This is a genomic window from Gelidibacter maritimus (assembly GCF_014062315.1).
GTDB lineage: Bacteria > Bacteroidota > Bacteroidia > Flavobacteriales > Flavobacteriaceae > Gelidibacter > Gelidibacter maritimus.
In genome coordinates this window covers 325,030-343,878 of record NZ_JACGLT010000003.1, presented here as the reverse complement: position 1 = coordinate 343,878, position 18,849 = coordinate 325,030, and the positions used below count along the sequence as shown (strand labels likewise).

Sequence of the window (18,849 nt, the reverse complement as noted above, 5' to 3'; positions counted from 1 at the left end):
GTCCTACTGTTCTGTCAGAAAGAGATATTTTAAAAATCGGTCTTTACAAAACCTTTAGAAAAGACGCTCTCTACGTAGCCTCCTTCTTGTAATAAAATAAATATTATATATGAAATCAGAAAGACCGCTGTCCAAACCACCATACGTCTCAAACTTGCAGTTTCATCTCTCATGTGCATGAAATCCCAAGTAATATAATACGCTTTTACAATGGTCAGAATAATAAATATCCAGTTAAGCAATTTCATTCCCATAACCTCAACATCCAAGATTGCAGGCTTATAAATTCCTAAAAGAACTTCAATGGCAGTAACAATTGCCAAAAAAATCAATACACCCCAAATTTTTTGTTTATTGGATTTAAACTTTAGATAGCCTCTAAATATGGCCAATTTATGTGGTTCTGCTTGTGCGTGTGGTTCCATGTTTAAAATAAATTATCAAAATTATACTAAGTAGAAGAAGGTAAATACAAATACCCAAACCAAGTCAACAAAATGCCAGTATAGCCCGACTTTCTCGACCATTTCGTAAGTTCCTCTTCGTTCGTAAGTACCTATAAGGACGTTAAAGAATATAATTATATTTAACAACACCCCTATCGACACGTGAAATCCGTGGAAACCAGTAATGAAGAAAAAGTAATTTGCAAATAAGGTTGGACCGTATTCATTTTGTACAAGGTTAGCACCTTCTACCACATTCTTGCCTTTAGTTCTTAATTCCCTGAGCGATTCACTACGAGATAAAATGGTCTTATGACCATCTTCAGCAGTATATGTTGTTCTTACAAACACTTCAGGATTTGCTTCAAATCCGGCAAGGACTTCTTCAAAGGTAAAACTTGGAAGCGCTTTTTCACCAGAGAACCAAAGGCCATCTTTTCGTGTATGTTGGGTTCGCTCAGTAGATTCCGCGATAGCGAAGTCTTTTAGTGCCACACGCTCGCCTTTAGCGTCAACAAACTGGATGATATTACCCCCATGAGTTCCAACCGCACCATAACCGCCTTTAATAAAAGTGCTCCATTCGTAAGCTTGCGAGCTTAAAAACACAAAACCTCCCAATACGGTCAAGAACATATACAAACTCACTTTGGCTTTGTTCATTTGATGTCCGGCATCCACAGCCAGTACCATGGTAACGGAAGACATAATCAAAATGAAAGTCATGAAAGCCACAAAAATCATCGGATAGTTTCCGTGTATAAATGGCACGTGCGTAAACACGTCGTCTGCAATTGGCCAAGAATCGGCGAACTTAAATCTTGAGAAGCCATAGGCTGCTAAGAACCCAGTAAAGGTTAGTGAATCTGAAGTGAGGAAAAACCACATCATCATTTTACCGTAACTTGCTTTTAGTGGCTCTATACCTCCGCCCCAACGCTTGTTTTCGGCACTAGTGTTCACAACAGTCGAATCCATATGTAGTGATTAGTTTTTAGTTTAAAAAAGTTGCACAAAAATAATCATTTTATTCATCTAAAGAAACATCCTTATTGAATTTTGAAACACTATAAATAAGGTTTTCTATAGTTGATAAACAATTCGCATTAATAAATACACGCAATTATCCTACAAAATATAAAAATAAAAAGAGATAGACCCACAGAATATCAATAAAATGCCAAAAAGTTGAGGCAAGATCAAAACCGAGTCGATCAGTGGCACTATACTTCTGTTTAAAATGATTATAAATTACGACCAAAATGCAACCGAGCCCAACTAAAACGTGTACAATATGCACCATGGCGATCAAATAAATATAAGACATGGTAATATTACTGGTAGGTCCGGTAAAATTATACCCCATATCAATGATCTCTTGAAAGCCCAAAAATTGGTTGGTAATAAATGCAATTCCAAGCACCAAGGTTGATATTAGCCAAATAGAAGTTAATTGTCTTTGGTTGTTTTTAAGTGCTTTTTGTGCCAAGGCAAAGGTCACACTACTCAGCACAACCATTACCGTACTAACGATGAATGCATTTGGCAATTGAAAATCGTGAAGCCAATCTTCTCTTGTACTACTAACCACAAAGGCACTTGTCCATCCGGCAAATGACATGATTAACGAAACGATACCAAACCAAAGCATCATTTTTTTTGCCCTGTTATGTTTTTCCTCAAAGGTTCCTTCTGTAAAATCCATATTATCTTATAAATTTATCTGCAACGTAAATAATCTGTAATAGAGTAATGTATATCACGCTAGCCAAGATGAGATGCTTTGCCGCTTGCTCACTTCTTTTAACAAACAATTGCAAGGCATAATATATCAATCCCAATCCTATTGCGAAGACTATTACGGCTGCTACAATAGACAATTTTAAATCGCCAGTGACACCAAATACAGGCACAATCGATATTAAAACCGTCCAAATGGTGTACATTATGGTTTGTGTAGCTGTCCCCTTATCGCGTTTTCCTGTTGGGAGCATGAAGAATCCTCCTTTTTTATAATCGTCAAACAAGAACCAGCCAATGGCCCAAAAATGAGGAAACTGCCAAAAAAACTGTATGGCGAATAAGGTTCCAGGTTCAATTCCGAAAGCATTTCGTGCGGCTACCCATCCCAACATAAAAGGAATGGCTCCGGGAATAGCGCCAGCAAAAACAGATAATGGTGTTTTGGTCTTTAATGGCGTATACACACTGGTATACAAAAATATGGATATAGCGCCGTACATGGCGGTACGAGGATTGATGACATAAAGCGTAGCGATCCCAAGTATGGTAAAAATAATCGCCATGGTAAGGGCCGAGTTTACAGAGATGCGCCCTGCAGGAATTGGCCTGTTTTTGGTACGATTCATCAATGCATCCAGATCGCGTTCAATAATTTGATTGTAAATATTAGAAGCGCCAACCATAAAATAACCTCCAAATGCCAACAGTACCAAAGTACCAAAATCGATAGTTGTTGCACCCAATAAGTATCCAGCCACTGCTGAAAACACCACACTCAATGATAATCTCATTTTAGTTACCTCCTTGAAATCAGAAATAACTGAGACCTTTGATATAGAAGAATTTGTTGTCGCCAATCGGTGTTGTATTTGTCGCTTTTAAATGCGAGTGCAAAGATACTTTGAAAATTGGTTTTGAGCAATTCAATTAATGAATAAATAAATTTCAGAAAAATGACGGTTTTTTCAAAAAACGTGAGACATAATATTGATATGCAATTTGTATAAATTGATGGCCTGAAATGGTGTTGCCGTTTTGTATACACAACCTGTAGATGAAACGGTACGGATTGAATACTATCACTATCTCAAATTACTAAAAGCTGAAATTTGATTAAAAGATTTTTACTTATACGGCAAGGTCCTGCTCAATATATTTCATGGATAGATTATAACTATATAAAAACGCGCTTGGACATGAGATTCCTGCCTGCGCAGGAATTCTGAATGATGCCAACAATGGTGTTTTTCATTAGAAAATTTGTAATAATCTACACTGAAAGACTTATATCGTCTCATCATCCTATTAAAAAAAAAGTATATAACTGGAAGATGATGCCGATGTAAAGGAGATTCCTGCCTGCGCAGGAATTCTGAATGATGCCAGTGTTGGTGTTTTTCATCAGGAAATTTGAAATAACCTACACTGTACGACTCATATCGCCTCACCATCCTATTAAAAAAGTATATAACTGGAAGATGATGCCGATGTAAAGGAGATTCCTGCCTGCGCAGGAATTCTTAATTGTCAAAATACCAATTGAACAAATCTGTCCTGAGTCCAAGATTAAACCAGACGGTACTGTTTTTAAATGTAGTTTCCGTATTGGCCTCTGGGTTGAAGTTTCTATAACTAATATTAGTAAATATCTTTAAATGACTTACTGGGTTAATGATATAACCGGCCTGTACTTCGGCGTTGAAGGTTGTTGTCTTGTTGCCCTGACCAATCTTTACATGCTTATCAAAAGGGCGTTCGTTATAGTTTCTGTATATATCGCCGCCATAACTAAAATCATCAGTACCATCATTAAAATCCAGACCACGGGTTCCAAAAATAAATTTTGCATCGGCAAACCATCGTTGGTAGTTATAATGTCCTATAACAATAAATTCCCTAAAGTTGGCGCCCCATAAATGTGCCATGGATTGATTGCTATGACCGTAGTTATTGACAATGGTATTGTGCGAATACGTATAAGGCCTTACTTGGTTATATTCCAATTGCAACATCAAGTTATCAACCTTAAAGGCGTCATAATATTTAACACCCAATTGGTATCCATATTTATTTTTCCAACTTTTCTCCCCTGCTTTAATATGGCTCAAAGAAAACTCATCCAAAATAAACTGTCCGTATACATTGATTTTGTTATTCCATTTGTACTTTGCGGAAGCACCTACAATGGCATTACCCGAACCTTGCCCTGCTTCAAATTCTATAGCTCTAAAAAAGATGATGGGATTAAGGTAATTGATATCAAAACCTCGCCCGTTGGTGTCGGTCCACATAACGGACTCAAAAAGCCCGATGTTGAGTCGTTTGGACACATTCCAACTTAAATAATGATTGGCCATATATTTGGTTAAAAATGCTTTATCTTCAATAACGGCATCGCGCACATCCCTGAGCCACATCCAGGTATTTGTATATTTAATTTTCCAGAATTTGGTATTAAATTTTAAAAACGTCTGTGGTGCTGCCACATCACTTTGAAATAAAGAACGGTAGCCATCTCCTATAAAGTTCTTACCATGTCCAAATTGAAAGTTAATAAAATTTGCCGGTGCATAAGATAAGTACGCTTCGGCCACCGGATAGTCATAGGCATCGTCTTTAAAGCGTTTGCCTATCCCTCTGCCAGGCACAATGGCGGGATCAGGACCAAATGCTTTTAAGCTTTCGGCATATTGATTGTAATATTGCGCAAATCTTCCTTGACTTTCAAAAACCGATGTAGAGAAACTAAACTTTTTACCTAGGCCGCCCTGAACGTAAATACCGCGCGTATTATTGAACGTAGTATTAAAATCGGCATCTGTATCTTTCCCTACCTGTAAATCAAAAACAGGATCAATAGTAAACCAGTAATCTTCACCCTGGATTTGAACCATGTGCTCATCCCACAACTTTCTGCTCCACCAACCGTCCGAACCTTTTGCAAGTGCCTTTTTTTCAGCTTCGAAATCATAATATCGAGCTACATCTTCATAAACATAAGGTTTTGCTGCCGTATGGCTATTTGTTCCCAAGCCATTCATATTGGCATCAAAGCGCGAATAATATTGATGGGTGAAAGGAATGTTTAACTGACTGTTATATTCAAGGTCTTGATACTTTACGATATGATTGGTAACACTATCAAACTCATTGGAAACTATCGCATCAAGATCCTCGTAGGCTTTAAGATCTTCTTGTTTTTTTTCAGCATTTGCTTTAATGACTTCGGGGTCGGTCAAGGGAATTTTAATGGTTAAAGAATATTGATAAAAAGTTGGCTCCCCATTATATGTTCCGGGTTGAATCTTTGGCAACGATTGGAATACGCGTTTGGTTTCCTCCTTTAACGCATCATAAATGGCATCTACATATATAACGCTTATCTGACCTGTTTTATCCACTTCAAACAACACTGTGACATCACCTTTGTAAGCATCTTGGATAGCCTCCTGCGGTACTCTAAAGTTTTCAAATATGTAATGGTTTAACTTACTGTTAAAACAGGTTTTTAAATTGCTAATAGCCTGGTCGTCACAGCCTATGAACACTGGAGGCTTTTCGTAAATTTCAATATTTTGGGAGAAACTATTGAGCTGAATACTGACAAAAATAATTAAGAAGAAGTTCTTCATAGATGATTACAAGCTTTTTAACGCTCGAAAGATACTGTTTTTTTCAAAATGAGAACATAAAAAAACCGCTATCAGAATGCATAACGGTTTCTTCAAAATTATGGACCGACATTATTCCACCTTAAAGATAATCGGCAATACGTACTGAACTGTTACGGCACGTTCTCTTTGCTTCCCAGGCATCATTTGGGGTATTTGCTCCACTACTCTCTTGGCCTCCCTCTCTAGTTCAGGACGTGGCGCTCGGGTTTGAATTTCCGTAACTTCTCCGAGTTTATTTATTTTAAACACTACATCTATTTTTTGAATTCCAGATAAACCAAGGGTCGAAGCCATATCTCTATCAAACTTCCTTTGCACCAGTTTTGATAATTTATCAGACATACATTTTAAGCGGCCTTGATTATCTTCTTCAGATTCACAGCCCGGATAAACAGGCGCTCTTTCAACCCCAAGAGTACTAAAGACTTTTAAATCAAGATCTTCACTATCATCTTTCTTATAGATTATAATGTCGTCAATATTAATGGGATCTTTGGAAAGAGTCTTGTTTTCAGTTAGAAGTTCCGTCGGTAACATTTCAACATAATCATCATCTTTAATAATTGGATCCTTGGTTAAAACCATACTATTTTTAGTGATTTCTATTTCTTTTACCTCCTTTTCCAAAGCAAAATTGATGGGCATGACTTCTACATCTGTATCGATATAATCGACTTTAGCAAGATCATCATTCTTTATTTCAAATTTCATTTCAAAGAGTCCGTAAGTAAACAGTAGGCAAAGAATCAAACCTACCTGAAAGTAAAGGGCTGAGTTTTTTCGTAAATTTGCATCATGTTTGTGTGGTTTTTTCCTGCGCATGTTGCTCTGACCAGCAGCAATGCATGAATTTTTAAAAATTTTCATAATATGTGTATTTAAAATGTTAATATTATGATAAAATCACAACAAACGTACCAAAACAAAAATCCCGTCTAAGTATTTAGTCGGGATTTTTAAATTGATACTCAATTCTTTCTAAAGGTCCTCTCTTAAAACGCAAATGGCCTATAAAAACAAACCCCGAAGCTTTCGCCTCAGGGTTTTATAGTGTACCAATTAAACACTCAATGTCAATTGGTTTTATTTATAAAAGTTAATCTTGCACTTGGAAAAGAATAGGCAGAGAATACGGTACAGTTACCGCTTTACCACGTTGCTTACCAGGTTTCATTTTAGGAAGCAAACCGATAACGCGCTGTGCTTCTCTTTCTAAACCAGGATGTGGTGCTCTTGCTTGAATATTGGTAATATTACCGCTTTTATCAATTTTAAAAATCACATTGATACGCTGTCTACCTGAAAGTCCCAGTTCTGAAGCTAAATCCACGTTGAATTTTCTATTTACAAATTGAGAGATCTTATCAGACATACATTGCTTTTTCGCATTGTTTCCAGCCTCATTTTCACAACCAGGAAACACGGGTACATTTTCAATAACCGCAAATGGTACTTCAAGATCTTCTTCAGGTTCTTCCACAACAACCACGTCTTCAACCTCAGCGATTTCTTCATCCTGACTGGTTTCAGAAGACTCAATGACGGTTTCTACAACCTCTTCCTCATCTTCAACAATTTCAATCTCTTCCGGTGCAACTGGTGGCGGTGGCGGTGGTGGTGGTGGTGTCTTAATTTGTTCAGTAATTGGAATTTCTTCTTCCAATTCATCGTCCATATTAATCATACCGATATCAATATCCTCTTTATCGTATGTTTTGTAATTGATGGCCAGATTGGTCAGCAATAACATTAAAGCAAGACCAACTGCAAAATAGATAGAACTATTTCGCGAAACGTCTGCTTTTACATTTTTTTTCGGTTCCATATGCTTAGAGTGTTTTAAGGAATGCTAAAATAACCAATAATTTGTTAAAAAAGCAAGGGATTAATTTATTTTAACTTTAACTTTCTATAGAATATCACTACGAGTACTGCAATAATTGCACCAAAAGCATTTGCAATCATATCAAATACATCAAACATTCGTTCTTGCGTTAAATAATTTTGGAGGATTTCCATTATAACCCCGTAAGCAGAGGCGATGATTAAGGCATATAACAGTCCTCTTTTGAGGTTTAAAGTTTTAAAAAAATTAGCAATCAATATGGTCAAAACGAAATATGCTCCAAAATGATGGAGTTTATCGTCATGCGTTGAGCCAAGGGTTTCAAAACCACCAATACTTACTAAGCTTAACACCAAAAGAACTATGGCGTAAACTATCAACAAGGTCAATGCAAGATTCCTATGCACTTATCACCTCTTTGTAGGCATCAGCTGAGAGCAAATTATCCACTTGTGAAGGATCTGAAATTTTAATTTTGATCATCCAACCTTCGCCATAAGGGTCTGAATTTACCTTTTCCGGCTCATCTTCAAGAGCATCGTTGAACTCGATAATTTCTCCTGAAAGTGGCAAAAACAAGTCAGAAACTGTTTTTACAGCTTCAACCGTGCCAAAAATTTCATCAATTTCCAAAGTTTCATCTAAGGTCTCAACTTCAACATATACAATGTCTCCCAATTCGCCTTGAGCAAAGTCTGTAATCCCTACAGTTGCAACATCGCCATCAATACTAATCCATTCATGGTCTTTTGTGTACTTTAATTCTGCTGGTATATTCATTTTAGATTCAATTTTATAGTGAAGCAAATGTACTTTTTTAAAATCCTTTAATCAAAATTAATTGCCGAAATTATATCGCAAGGTAATCCCTGACCTAATTGTTGTTTGTGGGAATGCCGTTGATATGGCATATTCAGAAAAGGTATAATCAAAATAGAAAATCCCAGTTAGGTTTTTACTGAAGGCATAATCTGCTTTATATTTTACGCCCCAAATGGTTTGTCCTGAAGTTACTTGATTGTCTTCCAAGTCAAGATACCTGATGATGGTTTTGTTATCTCGTACAGAAATATCGGCCATCATGTTCAAATCGGCCGTAATAATTTGTGTAGGCCCGGCCATTTTTGATCGGATCCTTACATTCTTAATGCGATATCCCAAGCCCAACGTATATTCGTTTCCTTTTATTTCTGTCAATAAATTATTGTCAAAACTCAAGGAAAGGATCCTGTCCTTTTTAATTTCAGCCATCACCTTCACAGAACTTTGCATCTCAAAATCCAATTTCATCAGCGGACTAAATTGTTCTTCTAAGTTGATATTACTGAATATGGTGCGATTTTTGAAATTCCCACCTTGATCAAGTGCTTCCGGATTGCTTTCATCATAATCTAAATTGGTACGGAACTGATTAATGGTATATCCAGAGCGATACCCGTGTGTTACTGAAAAACGCTTGAACTTGTCCTTAAACCATTTTAAGCGCATCAAGCCAGTGTATTTCAGCGTCCAATTAGGAATTGGAATATCTCTAAACGCACTCAAACTGACACTCTCGGCATTGGAACCTTGGTAAGCCGATAAAAATGCCGGCAATAATACGGCTTGATTATTTTTACCAAACCCAACAGGGTAGCCTTCAGTATCTACTGGATAGGTGTCATTACCATAAAAATTACGGGCCAAACGCCTAGCTACAACCAATCTATTGGCTCTGAAATCATCAAAGGCAGCGGACTGGGTTTCATCGCTTGGGCTGAAGGCCGTTTTAATCAGTGATGTGGAAATATTGAAATTACCAAAAGAATTTGTAATTAATGAATTGTAAACATCGCTAAGTCCATCGCCATTGCTATCGATGGCATTGAAGTTTTCATTCGTATTTTCAGAATACATTCGGCTACCAATCAAATCAATTTTTAAATCTTTGATCACTTCTATATTGGCAGATACATCCAAACTACGGTTGGTCACCTCAGTATATTGTTCATTGAAATCAGGATAAACACTCAACCACCCGTTTCTTGCCACCATATGTCTAATATCACTCTGACTACCAAAAGTATAACCGAAAGTTGGCTTAAGTGTGCCAATAAATCCTGGTGTTCTTAAATATCCCGGTAAAAAAGTTCCGTTGTTCTCACTGTAATTGATTTGAAGACGCTTGACCATTGTGGCAATATCAACAAAAGTATTGAACACTTTTGTACCGGTACTTGATTCATCTATTACGTTGGCACCGTTTTCTCTATTGGCAGACGCACCGCGTCTTTCAATGCCCGGAGGCCCAGAATTTCTGCTGCGGGCGTTGCTCTTTCTATCATCCTTTCTCACCAAACCAACATATTTATACAACGTTTCCATATTGAAAGTGGAGTTGATGTTATGGGTGTTAGCGTTTTGTATTGAGTTTCCGAGATTATAAGTACGTGTGGTTCCAGTGGTTTCATCAACCAAGGGAAGATTATTATTCAAGTCTGATCCTTTTTGCCATTGAAAATCGCCCGTATATGAATAGGTTGCTTTTAAAAAACTAAACGTAGGAATCTTATATAAAGGGATTTCATAATTGAGTTGCAACTGTTGGTTTTGGATATTAGGATCGCCCAGATCAAAAAAGCCATCCCAGATATCGAGCGAAGGATCCTGTCTGCCATTAATAATATCATCTACAAAATAGTTTCTGACAATATTGGTGTTATTAGCCGAAAAATTTAAGTTCAAAGATTTCGACAATTTATAATTTATCGCATACTGAAAATCAAATCTGTAGTTTCTTCGGAACAGTTCTTCCAACCCAATATTGCTTCCACCCAATTCTACTTCTCTAAACTTCTGTTTATTAAACTGGCGTAAAATATCAGTATTAACCGTAAAGCTGTTAGGCAATAGATTGAAGTTTATGTCTTTCAGAATTTTGGCGTACCTGCTTTTAAATATGGAATCATTTTTTGCGAAAGGCTCAATGGCTATTTGCTCGAAATTATAAGCATAATTAACACCCGTACGGACGTTTTGATCCAAGGCATTTTCAATTTCAAAATCACGATGATGTACCTTGTTATAGGAGTAATTAAAAGTCAAGTTTTCTACATCGTAAAATCGTGGCTTCCCATCGCCCGTACGTTGTTTTCTGACCCCTATAAAATTGATGCTTCTACGTTTGGTAAAATCTTCAGACTGCTCTAAAATTTGTTCTTTCTCTGCAGAAGAGCTTGCCGCATCAAGTCTTGAATCCAAAGTTAAATCATTATAAAACTGATCGTATTTTGGGGTGATCATTTCTTCACTTTGCGCGTAATTAAATGGGAGCTGTACGCCCCACTTTTTAGGTAATAATTGACCAAGATTCACATTGGTAACCACATCGTATTGTTTAACATCTTCGCGGCTGCGCTCATTTGGTCGCTGTTCCAAGCTTCCAAAACCAACGGTACTTTGTCTTCCCGTAGCACTGATATCAGCAAAATCGGCTATATTGGAGTCCATGCTCAAAACAGCGGCCCAACCGCCTTCATTGTCCAAATCAGAGAGACGGAGCTCATTAAACCACACTTTTCCGCACAAATTGGTAGCCGTGGTATTGTTTTTAACGCCGACCATTAACACCCTCACATCACCAAAATTCGGATTTCCTTTTATGGCCACACGGGTTTGACCCACCTCAAAATTGTCTCCTGAAGCTATAATTTCTGGCCCTGAAGACGTAACGTTATAAACCGTTGGATCCTGATTGGATAACGACCCATCACTAATGCCCAAGGCTTTGATTTTTTGTAACACATCCAAGCTAATGTCAATTTCGTTTTCAGATGGCCATACCTGATCTCGTGCCGTGCCAGCCACGACATTTAAAGGCACCTGAATTTCATAGAAATTTTGGGTAAAATCATTCCCCATTCTAACAAACCCAATCATTTCGCCCGGATTTAATGTTCTTCCTTCCAAAGCCTCAGCATGCATGAACATTCTCAGCTTTTTATACTGGCGCATATCAATGCTAATATTCTTATAAACTCCGCGAGAATCATCACCTTCCAGTTCGCACACTTCAACTACCAATGACTGCTCATTCTGTCTGATGATATTGTTATTGTTGTTAAGTTGCTCCAACTCCACGCCTGGAGGCAACACATAATTCCCTTCATTTTCTTGTAAGCCTACCACCCCAACACTAAATGAGGCGTCGGTACTGTTATTGTTCTGGTTATTGTCTAAATCTAAAGTGTAACGTCTCCAATCGCTTCTGACCAAATCCAAAGTAGCAAAACGCATGACTGTGGTTTGAGAAAACCCTTTGAGATACATTCTCGCAAAACGTACGGATCTGATATCTGAAATGCCACCAATGGCTCTTGTAGACGCATCAATTGGAATTCTGAATTGGTACCATCGGACATCGCGGTTATCACCATTTGGTAAGGTAATATTCCTGGTTTTTATATCGTTGATCAGGCTGTTATTTGGATTATCCAAACTGGCACGCGTGATGTCAATTTCATATTCAAAATAACTATCAATGGTGTTCATTGTGTTATCCCTGTTGATATCTTCTACATCAGGTTGTGTGGTTGATCCTCGATTGGTATCTGAAAAAATATCTGGTGAATTTCCTTCTGACCCATTGTATCTTTTATAGCGGTCAAAAATATCACCGTCGGCCTGAAGAAAATATTTGTAATTGTCATTTGAGGGATCGGCACCAAATTGCGATCCGAACCTTGCAATTTCCTCAGCATCATCAAAACCATCGTAACCTACATCCTGGTTGGTGCGATTGTCTCCCGTACTCGAAAATGCATAAATCAACGACTGGTTGCGTGGCACTACGGTTCCAAAATCGGTGACTTGCAAGCCACTTATATCGCCATTTTCAGGAAGTCCATTCTCGTATTGTTTTTTACCATCCTTTATAATATCCTCTGAAATATTACCAAGATTGATGAGTAACTTTCCTCCCGGGTTGGACGTATTATCCAAAAATGGATCTTGTACCCAAAACTCAATATACTCAACGTTGGCCTGTTCAAAATCAGTACTGGTGATGGCCCGTGTGATTCCTGCCCAACTATCTTGTGGGCGGGTCAAGGTGTTTGGGTAATCGATATTTTGCGTCTGAAAATTATAAGGTCCTCTTTCGGTTGGATAATATGCCAAATCGAGAGTTCGGATATAGGTGTTCTGACCTTGTACCAAATCTCTTTGTGGAAAAATTTCGTCAATAAATACACGTCTGGTGTAGAGATTTGACACATCATTATCTGTGATACCTCCTGGACGTTGATTGCTATAAAAGATAGGATCTACAGTATACCAATTAAGGTGCGCTCTGTTAAACCCATTTTGAATTCCAATCTCGTCCTCATTGGGCGCTAAGCCTAAACCTTTAGGACGACTGGATAAAAACCAAGATTGAGGAGATAACAAGTCAATACTCCCTTGAGATCCTTCAAAATTATCAATATACGCCGTAGCCTCACCTTGAAAATCGGCTCCTTTTGGCGCTCCTGGCAATAAATAGGCAAATTCTCCCCTTACAGAAAGATTGGATGGAACGTCAGTATCTATATTTGGCAACTTATTTGCCAATCGGGTCAAGAATGGCACCTCTGTAGAGTAATTACCATTAAATCCAAAAATGGTATTGTTAATGGATTCAGAATTATAATTGGACTTTTGGGTAATTGGACGCTCGTTGAGATTTAAGAAAGTAGCTCCCAATACAAAGTTCTCATTGAATTGATGCTCCACATTCAAACCTGTAAACCGTTTGGTCTGTTGACCGAAAACAGCATTATTTTCAACCGACACATTAATTGGCGTATTGGATGCTTTTAAGGCTTGATCCAAAATTTCTACGCGCCCCAATTGATAATTTACGGTATAATCTACGCCTTCAACCAACACACGTCCACCGGCAGTAACCTTTACAGAACCTCTTGGCACGTTAAACGCACCAATGGCAATCCCGTCACCACCTGACGATTTGTAACGCCCTTTTAATTGGAATTTGTTTTTTTCTGATTCCTCTAAAGCCGCTGTTTTTGTGCCTTTGTAGAGAATGTCATAAACATATTTCTCCTGATTGGGGTTGGTATAGGTTGGATCATTATAGTCTGTAGGGTAAGCCGGATCGGCCAATACATCAAATAAATATTTCCCGAAAGGTTCCACTTTTGTAAAGATGATCTTCCCATTTTGTGGTAAAACCGTAATGCCTGGAACAAAATCAAAAAACCCATCACCATTTTGCTGCGGATCATTATTATAGTTCAATCGATCCAAATGAAATAGTCGGATCAATGGCGTTTCCGTAATCTGCGTATCATCCGAAGGGTCTGTGGTATGATTGTCAAACGGCGGGAAGGTAGTACCATCAACAGGTTTAATATAGTTTAATGCCGAAGATTCCGTATAAAAGATATTCAATTTAAAATCTTCCTGACTCAGTTGATAGGCGCCAGAGTCGTAAATATTCTTCATCATCAAATCCCAAATAGGCTGATTGACATTAGTGATGGCACTTTTCAACATCTTTAAAACAAGATTGTTATTGTTGACTACCGTATTTCCCGATACCGGGTCTGTGGACGACCCTGTAGCTTCTACACCATCATTGGCAAACTCTCCTACTTGGTAAACATTATTTCCAACAGTATATTGGAATGCAACGGCCAAAACTTCATCGTTTTGCAAACGTTGGTTCAAGGAGATATATCCTAATTGGGTTTGGAGTGTATAATCATAACCTTCAATCAGTTTTTTGGCGTTTTCCAACTTCCCAAAGTCAAAACCTTCATTGGCAGGAATATTTATGCCCTGTTCAACGCGTGTAATATCTCTTACGGCACTCGTTAAATTTGAACCTGCACCACCAATATTGGTTGGGTCAAATCCATTGTTTTTATTATCTGGAAGTGGCCCTGGTCTTAAAATATTAACCGTTGAACCCACCCGCTGCGATTCGCCAAGATCTTGGAAAGCGGCCACGTTACGGACGTTATCAGTTTGGTTGCTTCTGTTGGTCACCCAAACCTCAATACGTGTAATTTGGACATTGCTATTGATATACGGATACCGTTCTAAAGCAGCATCGTAGCGTTCTCGAAAATAATGGGCGAGGAAAAAATGTCGATTTTCATCATAATCACGGGCATAAAATGAAAACTCCTCAAGGGTTCCACCCCCCTGCGCAACCACAGAGCGCGCCTGCGATTTCTGCTCAGAGAAAACAGCGGTGACCCGAGTTTTACCAAATTGCAATTCCGTTTTGACACCAAATAAACTTTGAGCTCCCGTAATCAATGAACTATTGAGTGGCATACTCACGTTACCTACTTCAATTTTCCGGACGATATCGTCTTCAGTTGGTGTGTATTCCAATTTGATCAAATTTTGAAAATCAAAAGTAGACTGGGTATCATAATTAGCCGTGACTTGAAGTCGCGTTCCTACTTTACCCAATAAACTTAAGCTGATTCGTTGATCAAAATCGAATGTAAAATTACTCCGGTTACGTGGTGAAAATGACGGATTGTCCTGTTTTGTAAATAAAACCCCCAAATCCATTTCTACCGAACCCTGTGGAATGACTTCAATGGTATTGCCTCCAAAAAGAGTCTCGAAAAACCCTGAGGTAACGTAAAATTCAGGAAGCAGATTTTTCTGTTGATCTTCAGTCCCTTCTTTTTTACCTTCGGCAGCATCAACCTTTTGTTTGTAGTAATTCTTTAAGTTCTCTTCAAGCACCAATTTTTGATATTCCTTTGGAGTCAGGATTAACGGATAATTGATATTGAAACTTCCAACTGTTTGGGTAAAAATGTAGCGATCTGTATTGGGATCGTATGTGTACTTTGACACAATACTATTGGGATCAGGCATCTTGATATTGCCCAATGCATATCCTGTTTTAGTAGAATCCTGGGCGGGAGGCGTTTCTTGTGCAAACCCAATTTGACCTAGTAATAAAGCCAAGCTTATGAGCCATAAACGTGTTAGTGATAATGATAAGCTAGGGTTGGTTGTGCTCAAAATCGGTTATAAATTTTTTAATGCCTCTTTTATAATGACTTCTACGTTTGCATCGGGTTGGTTGTTGACTATTTTATCGACAACACGTTCTGCTTGTTTTCGTGCAAATCCGAGAACCTCTAAAGCAGATAACGCTTCATCTTTGTCCGTATTGTTTTTAATTGTAGAAACATCGTCAATATCATAAATTTTCAGCACTTTATCCTTCAAATCCAAGATGACACGCGCTGCGGTTTTTGCACCAATCCCTTTGACTGATTGCATTAATGCCGCATCACCATGTGCTATTCCTTCCCTCACCTGTTTTGGGCTCAATGAAGACAACATAGTACGGGCTGTACTTGCCCCTACGCCACTCACAGATATTAAAAGTTTAAAAATTTCGCGTTCAGCTTTAGAAGAAAAACCAAACAGGGAATGCGAATCCTCCTTGACTTGCAAATACGTGTACAGTTTAAGATAATCGCCGTCCGGAATCTGAGAATAGGTGTGCAGTGAGATATTGATCAAATAGCCTAGACCATTGCAATCAATTACAACATCAGTTAAATTCTTTTCAACAAGTTTTCCTTGAATATGGGTAATCATGTAGTGGCTTTGGTTAAAGACTCAAATGTAATAAAATTATTTTCATTACAAAGCTGATTCTTTTTCTAAAGCCGCTTTCAATTCTTGTTCCCTTTTTTCTTTTTGTTGGGCATCAATCACGGCAATTGCAGTCATGTTGACAATTTCATCTACACTGGCATCCAGCTGGAGGATGTGTACTGGTTTGCGCATTCCCATCATGATTGGTCCAATGGATTCCGCGCCATTGAGTTCTTTCAAGAGTTTATAGGTGATATTTGCTGCATCCAAATTAGGAAAAATAAGCGTATTGACTTTTTTACCGGCCAATTTTGAAAACGGAAAATTCTCTTGAAGCATTTCCTGATTGAGAGCAAAATCAGTTTGCAGCTCACCATCCACCAGTAAATCAGGATTGGATTCATGTAAAATTTTCACGGCATCCCGGACTTTAGTTGCCTTAGGACTTGGAGAAGACCCAAAGTTGGCAAACGAAATCATAGCCATGACCGGCTCCATCCCGAACATTCTTACAGTTCTTGCAGTCATTTGCGCTATGGTGGCCAAGTCTTCAGCTGGAGGATCAATATTTATTGATGTGTCACTTAAAAACATAGGTCCTCTACGTGTCATCATCAGGTTGGTTGTTGCAATCCGAGACGCTCCTTTTGCCAAACCAATAAGTTCCAACATCGGTTTTACCACCGATGGGTAACTTCTTGAAAATCCAGAAATTAAGGCGTCAGCGTCACCTTCATTGACCATCATTGCGGCAAAATAATTACGCTCTCTCATCAACTTCTGTGCAGAGTACAGAGTAACACCTTTACGTTTACGTTGCGACCAATATACTTCCGCATATCTGTTGCGACGCTTTTCTTCGTCATCAGTTTTAGGATCGATGATTTCAACATCAGAATCAAATTCGATCTCAGCCATCAAACTCAAAATGGTTTCTCTTCTACCCAATAAAATCGGGATGGCAATGCCTTCATCATAAGCAATTTGTGCTGCCTTCAGCACGTCAAGATGATCTGCTTCTGCATATACAACGCGCTTAGGATCCATTTTTGCCCTATTGGTCAGCAGTCTGACAATTTTATTATCAGAGCCCAAGCGTTCTCTTAAATGGTCTTGATATTTCTCCCAGTCGGTAATTGGCTCCTTTGCTACGCCACTATCCATGGCTGCTTTAGCTACAGCTGGAGGGACTTCAAAGATCAAACGTGGATCAAAAGGTTTAGGAATGATATAATCTCTTCCAAAGGTCAATCGGGTTTCGCCATATGCAATATTGACCTGTTCCGGTACATTTTGTTTTGCCAATTTAGCGAGCGCCTCAACCGCTGCCATTTTCATGGCCTCATTGATTTTAGTGGCTCTGACATCTAAGGCTCCTCTAAAAATATAAGGAAAACCAAGAACATTATTCACCTGATTAGGATGGTCAGAGCGCCCAGTGGCCATAATAATGTCTTTCCGCGTATCTATCGCCAATTGGTATTCAATTTCAGGATTTGGATTGGCCATAGCAAAGACAATAGGATTATCTGCCATAGACAACAGCATTTCAGGAGAAACAATATCCGAAGTGGACAACCCAATAAAGACATCCGAATTTTTCATCGCATCCTCAAGGGTTTCTATCTCACGTTGCGTGGCAAATTCTGCCTTTTCTGCGGTTAAATTTGTTCGGCTTTGTCGGATGACACCTTTACTATCACACATTACGATATTTTCCCGCTTGGCTCCAAAAGCTTGATACAATCGTGTACATGATATCGCTGCTGCACCAGCACCACTAATGACTATTTGAACTTCTTCAATTTTTTTATCGGCTAGCTCCAAAGCATTCAACAAGGCGGCTGCAGAAATAATTGCCGTACCGTGTTGGTCGTCATGCATGACCGGGATGTCCAACTCTTCCTTCAGGCGACGCTCTATTTCAAAAGCTTCAGGAGCCTTTATATCTTCTAAGTTGATACCGCCAAAAGTTGGTGCAATCATTTTAACGGTCTGAATAAACTCTTCTACGTTTTCAGTACCGATTTCAATATCAAACACATCAATATCAGAAAAAATCTTAAAGAGCAAGCCTTTCCCTTCCATCACCGGTTTTGATGCTTCCGGGCCAATATTCCCTAATCCTAAAACTGCCGTCCCATTGGTTATCACGGCCACCAAATTGCCTTTGGCTGTATATTTATAAACATTATTGACATCTCTAGCAATTTCCAAACAGGGTTCCGCCACCCCTGGAGAATAGGCCAAAGATAAATCGCGTTGTGTTGCGTATTTTTTGGTAGGGACTACCTCAATTTTACCAGGAGTTGGTTTGGCATGATATACTAATGCTTCTCTACGTTTGCTCTGCTTGCTCATAAATTTTAAAATTTTTAGCTAAAGAACAAAGGTAACTGTTTTATGAGAAAAGAAAAGAGACATTAATTGGATTTGATATAAAATTATTTGTTGACCAAAATTTAAGAACTTAGCATGGTTTTAATGCGTCCAATTTTGTTCAGGATCAGTCCAACCA

General features: G+C 38.5%; 12 protein-coding genes. All 12 read right to left on the bottom strand.

The genetic code is table 11. The features are described 5' to 3' along the window. Nucleotides 1-29: 29 nt before the first annotated feature. A complete protein-coding gene (locus H3Z82_RS05875; RefSeq protein WP_182203595.1) occupies nucleotides 30-425 on the bottom strand; it encodes a cytochrome C oxidase subunit IV family protein in 396 nt (131 codons plus the stop codon). Nucleotides 426-446: 21 nt separating this feature from the next. After that, on the bottom strand, nucleotides 447-1,424 hold the full coding sequence (locus H3Z82_RS05870) for a cytochrome c oxidase subunit 3 (protein WP_182203593.1): 978 nt from the start codon (nucleotides 1,422-1,424) through the stop codon (nucleotides 447-449). Between the two features lie 145 nt (nucleotides 1,425-1,569). Then, entirely contained in the window at nucleotides 1,570-2,151 is a 582-nt protein-coding gene (locus H3Z82_RS05865) for a cytochrome c oxidase subunit 3 (RefSeq protein ID WP_182203591.1), read from the bottom strand. Between the two features lies 1 nt (nucleotide 2,152). Beyond that, complete coding sequence (cyoE, locus tag H3Z82_RS05860) at nucleotides 2,153-3,046, bottom strand: heme o synthase (protein WP_182203589.1); 894 nt, start codon at nucleotides 3,044-3,046, stop codon at nucleotides 2,153-2,155. A 663-nt stretch (nucleotides 3,047-3,709) separates the two neighbouring features. Next, on the bottom strand, nucleotides 3,710-5,821 hold the full coding sequence (locus H3Z82_RS05855; protein ID WP_182203587.1) for an energy transducer TonB: 2,112 nt from the start codon (nucleotides 5,819-5,821) through the stop codon (nucleotides 3,710-3,712). 111 nt (nucleotides 5,822-5,932) lie between these two features. Then, entirely contained in the window at nucleotides 5,933-6,730 is a 798-nt protein-coding gene (locus H3Z82_RS05850; protein ID WP_182203585.1) for an energy transducer TonB, read from the bottom strand. Nucleotides 6,731-6,959: 229 nt separating this feature from the next. Further along, a complete protein-coding gene (locus tag H3Z82_RS05845) occupies nucleotides 6,960-7,688 on the bottom strand; it encodes an energy transducer TonB (protein ID WP_182203582.1) in 729 nt (242 codons plus the stop codon). 65 nt (nucleotides 7,689-7,753) lie between these two features. Further along, nucleotides 7,754-8,116 (bottom strand): VanZ family protein, encoded by a 363-nt coding sequence (locus H3Z82_RS19615; protein WP_182203580.1) that lies wholly within the window; start codon nucleotides 8,114-8,116, stop codon nucleotides 7,754-7,756. Continuing rightward, entirely contained in the window at nucleotides 8,109-8,489 is a 381-nt protein-coding gene (gene gcvH / locus H3Z82_RS05835) for a glycine cleavage system protein GcvH (RefSeq protein WP_182203578.1), read from the bottom strand. The genes H3Z82_RS19615 and gcvH overlap by 8 nt, the downstream gene beginning before the upstream one ends. A 57-nt stretch (nucleotides 8,490-8,546) precedes the next feature. Beyond that, the gene (gene sov, locus H3Z82_RS05830) at nucleotides 8,547-15,743 is read right to left on the bottom strand and encodes a T9SS outer membrane translocon Sov/SprA (RefSeq protein WP_182203576.1); all 7,197 of its coding nucleotides are present in this window, start codon (nucleotides 15,741-15,743) and stop codon (nucleotides 8,547-8,549) included. Between the two features lie 6 nt (nucleotides 15,744-15,749). Continuing rightward, the gene (gene ruvA, locus H3Z82_RS05825) at nucleotides 15,750-16,331 is read right to left on the bottom strand and encodes a Holliday junction branch migration protein RuvA (protein WP_182203574.1); all 582 of its coding nucleotides are present in this window, start codon (nucleotides 16,329-16,331) and stop codon (nucleotides 15,750-15,752) included. A 45-nt stretch (nucleotides 16,332-16,376) separates the two neighbouring features. After that, nucleotides 16,377-18,692 (bottom strand): NADP-dependent malic enzyme, encoded by a 2,316-nt coding sequence (locus H3Z82_RS05820; protein ID WP_182203572.1) that lies wholly within the window; start codon nucleotides 18,690-18,692, stop codon nucleotides 16,377-16,379. Nucleotides 18,693-18,849: the final 157 nt, after the last annotated feature.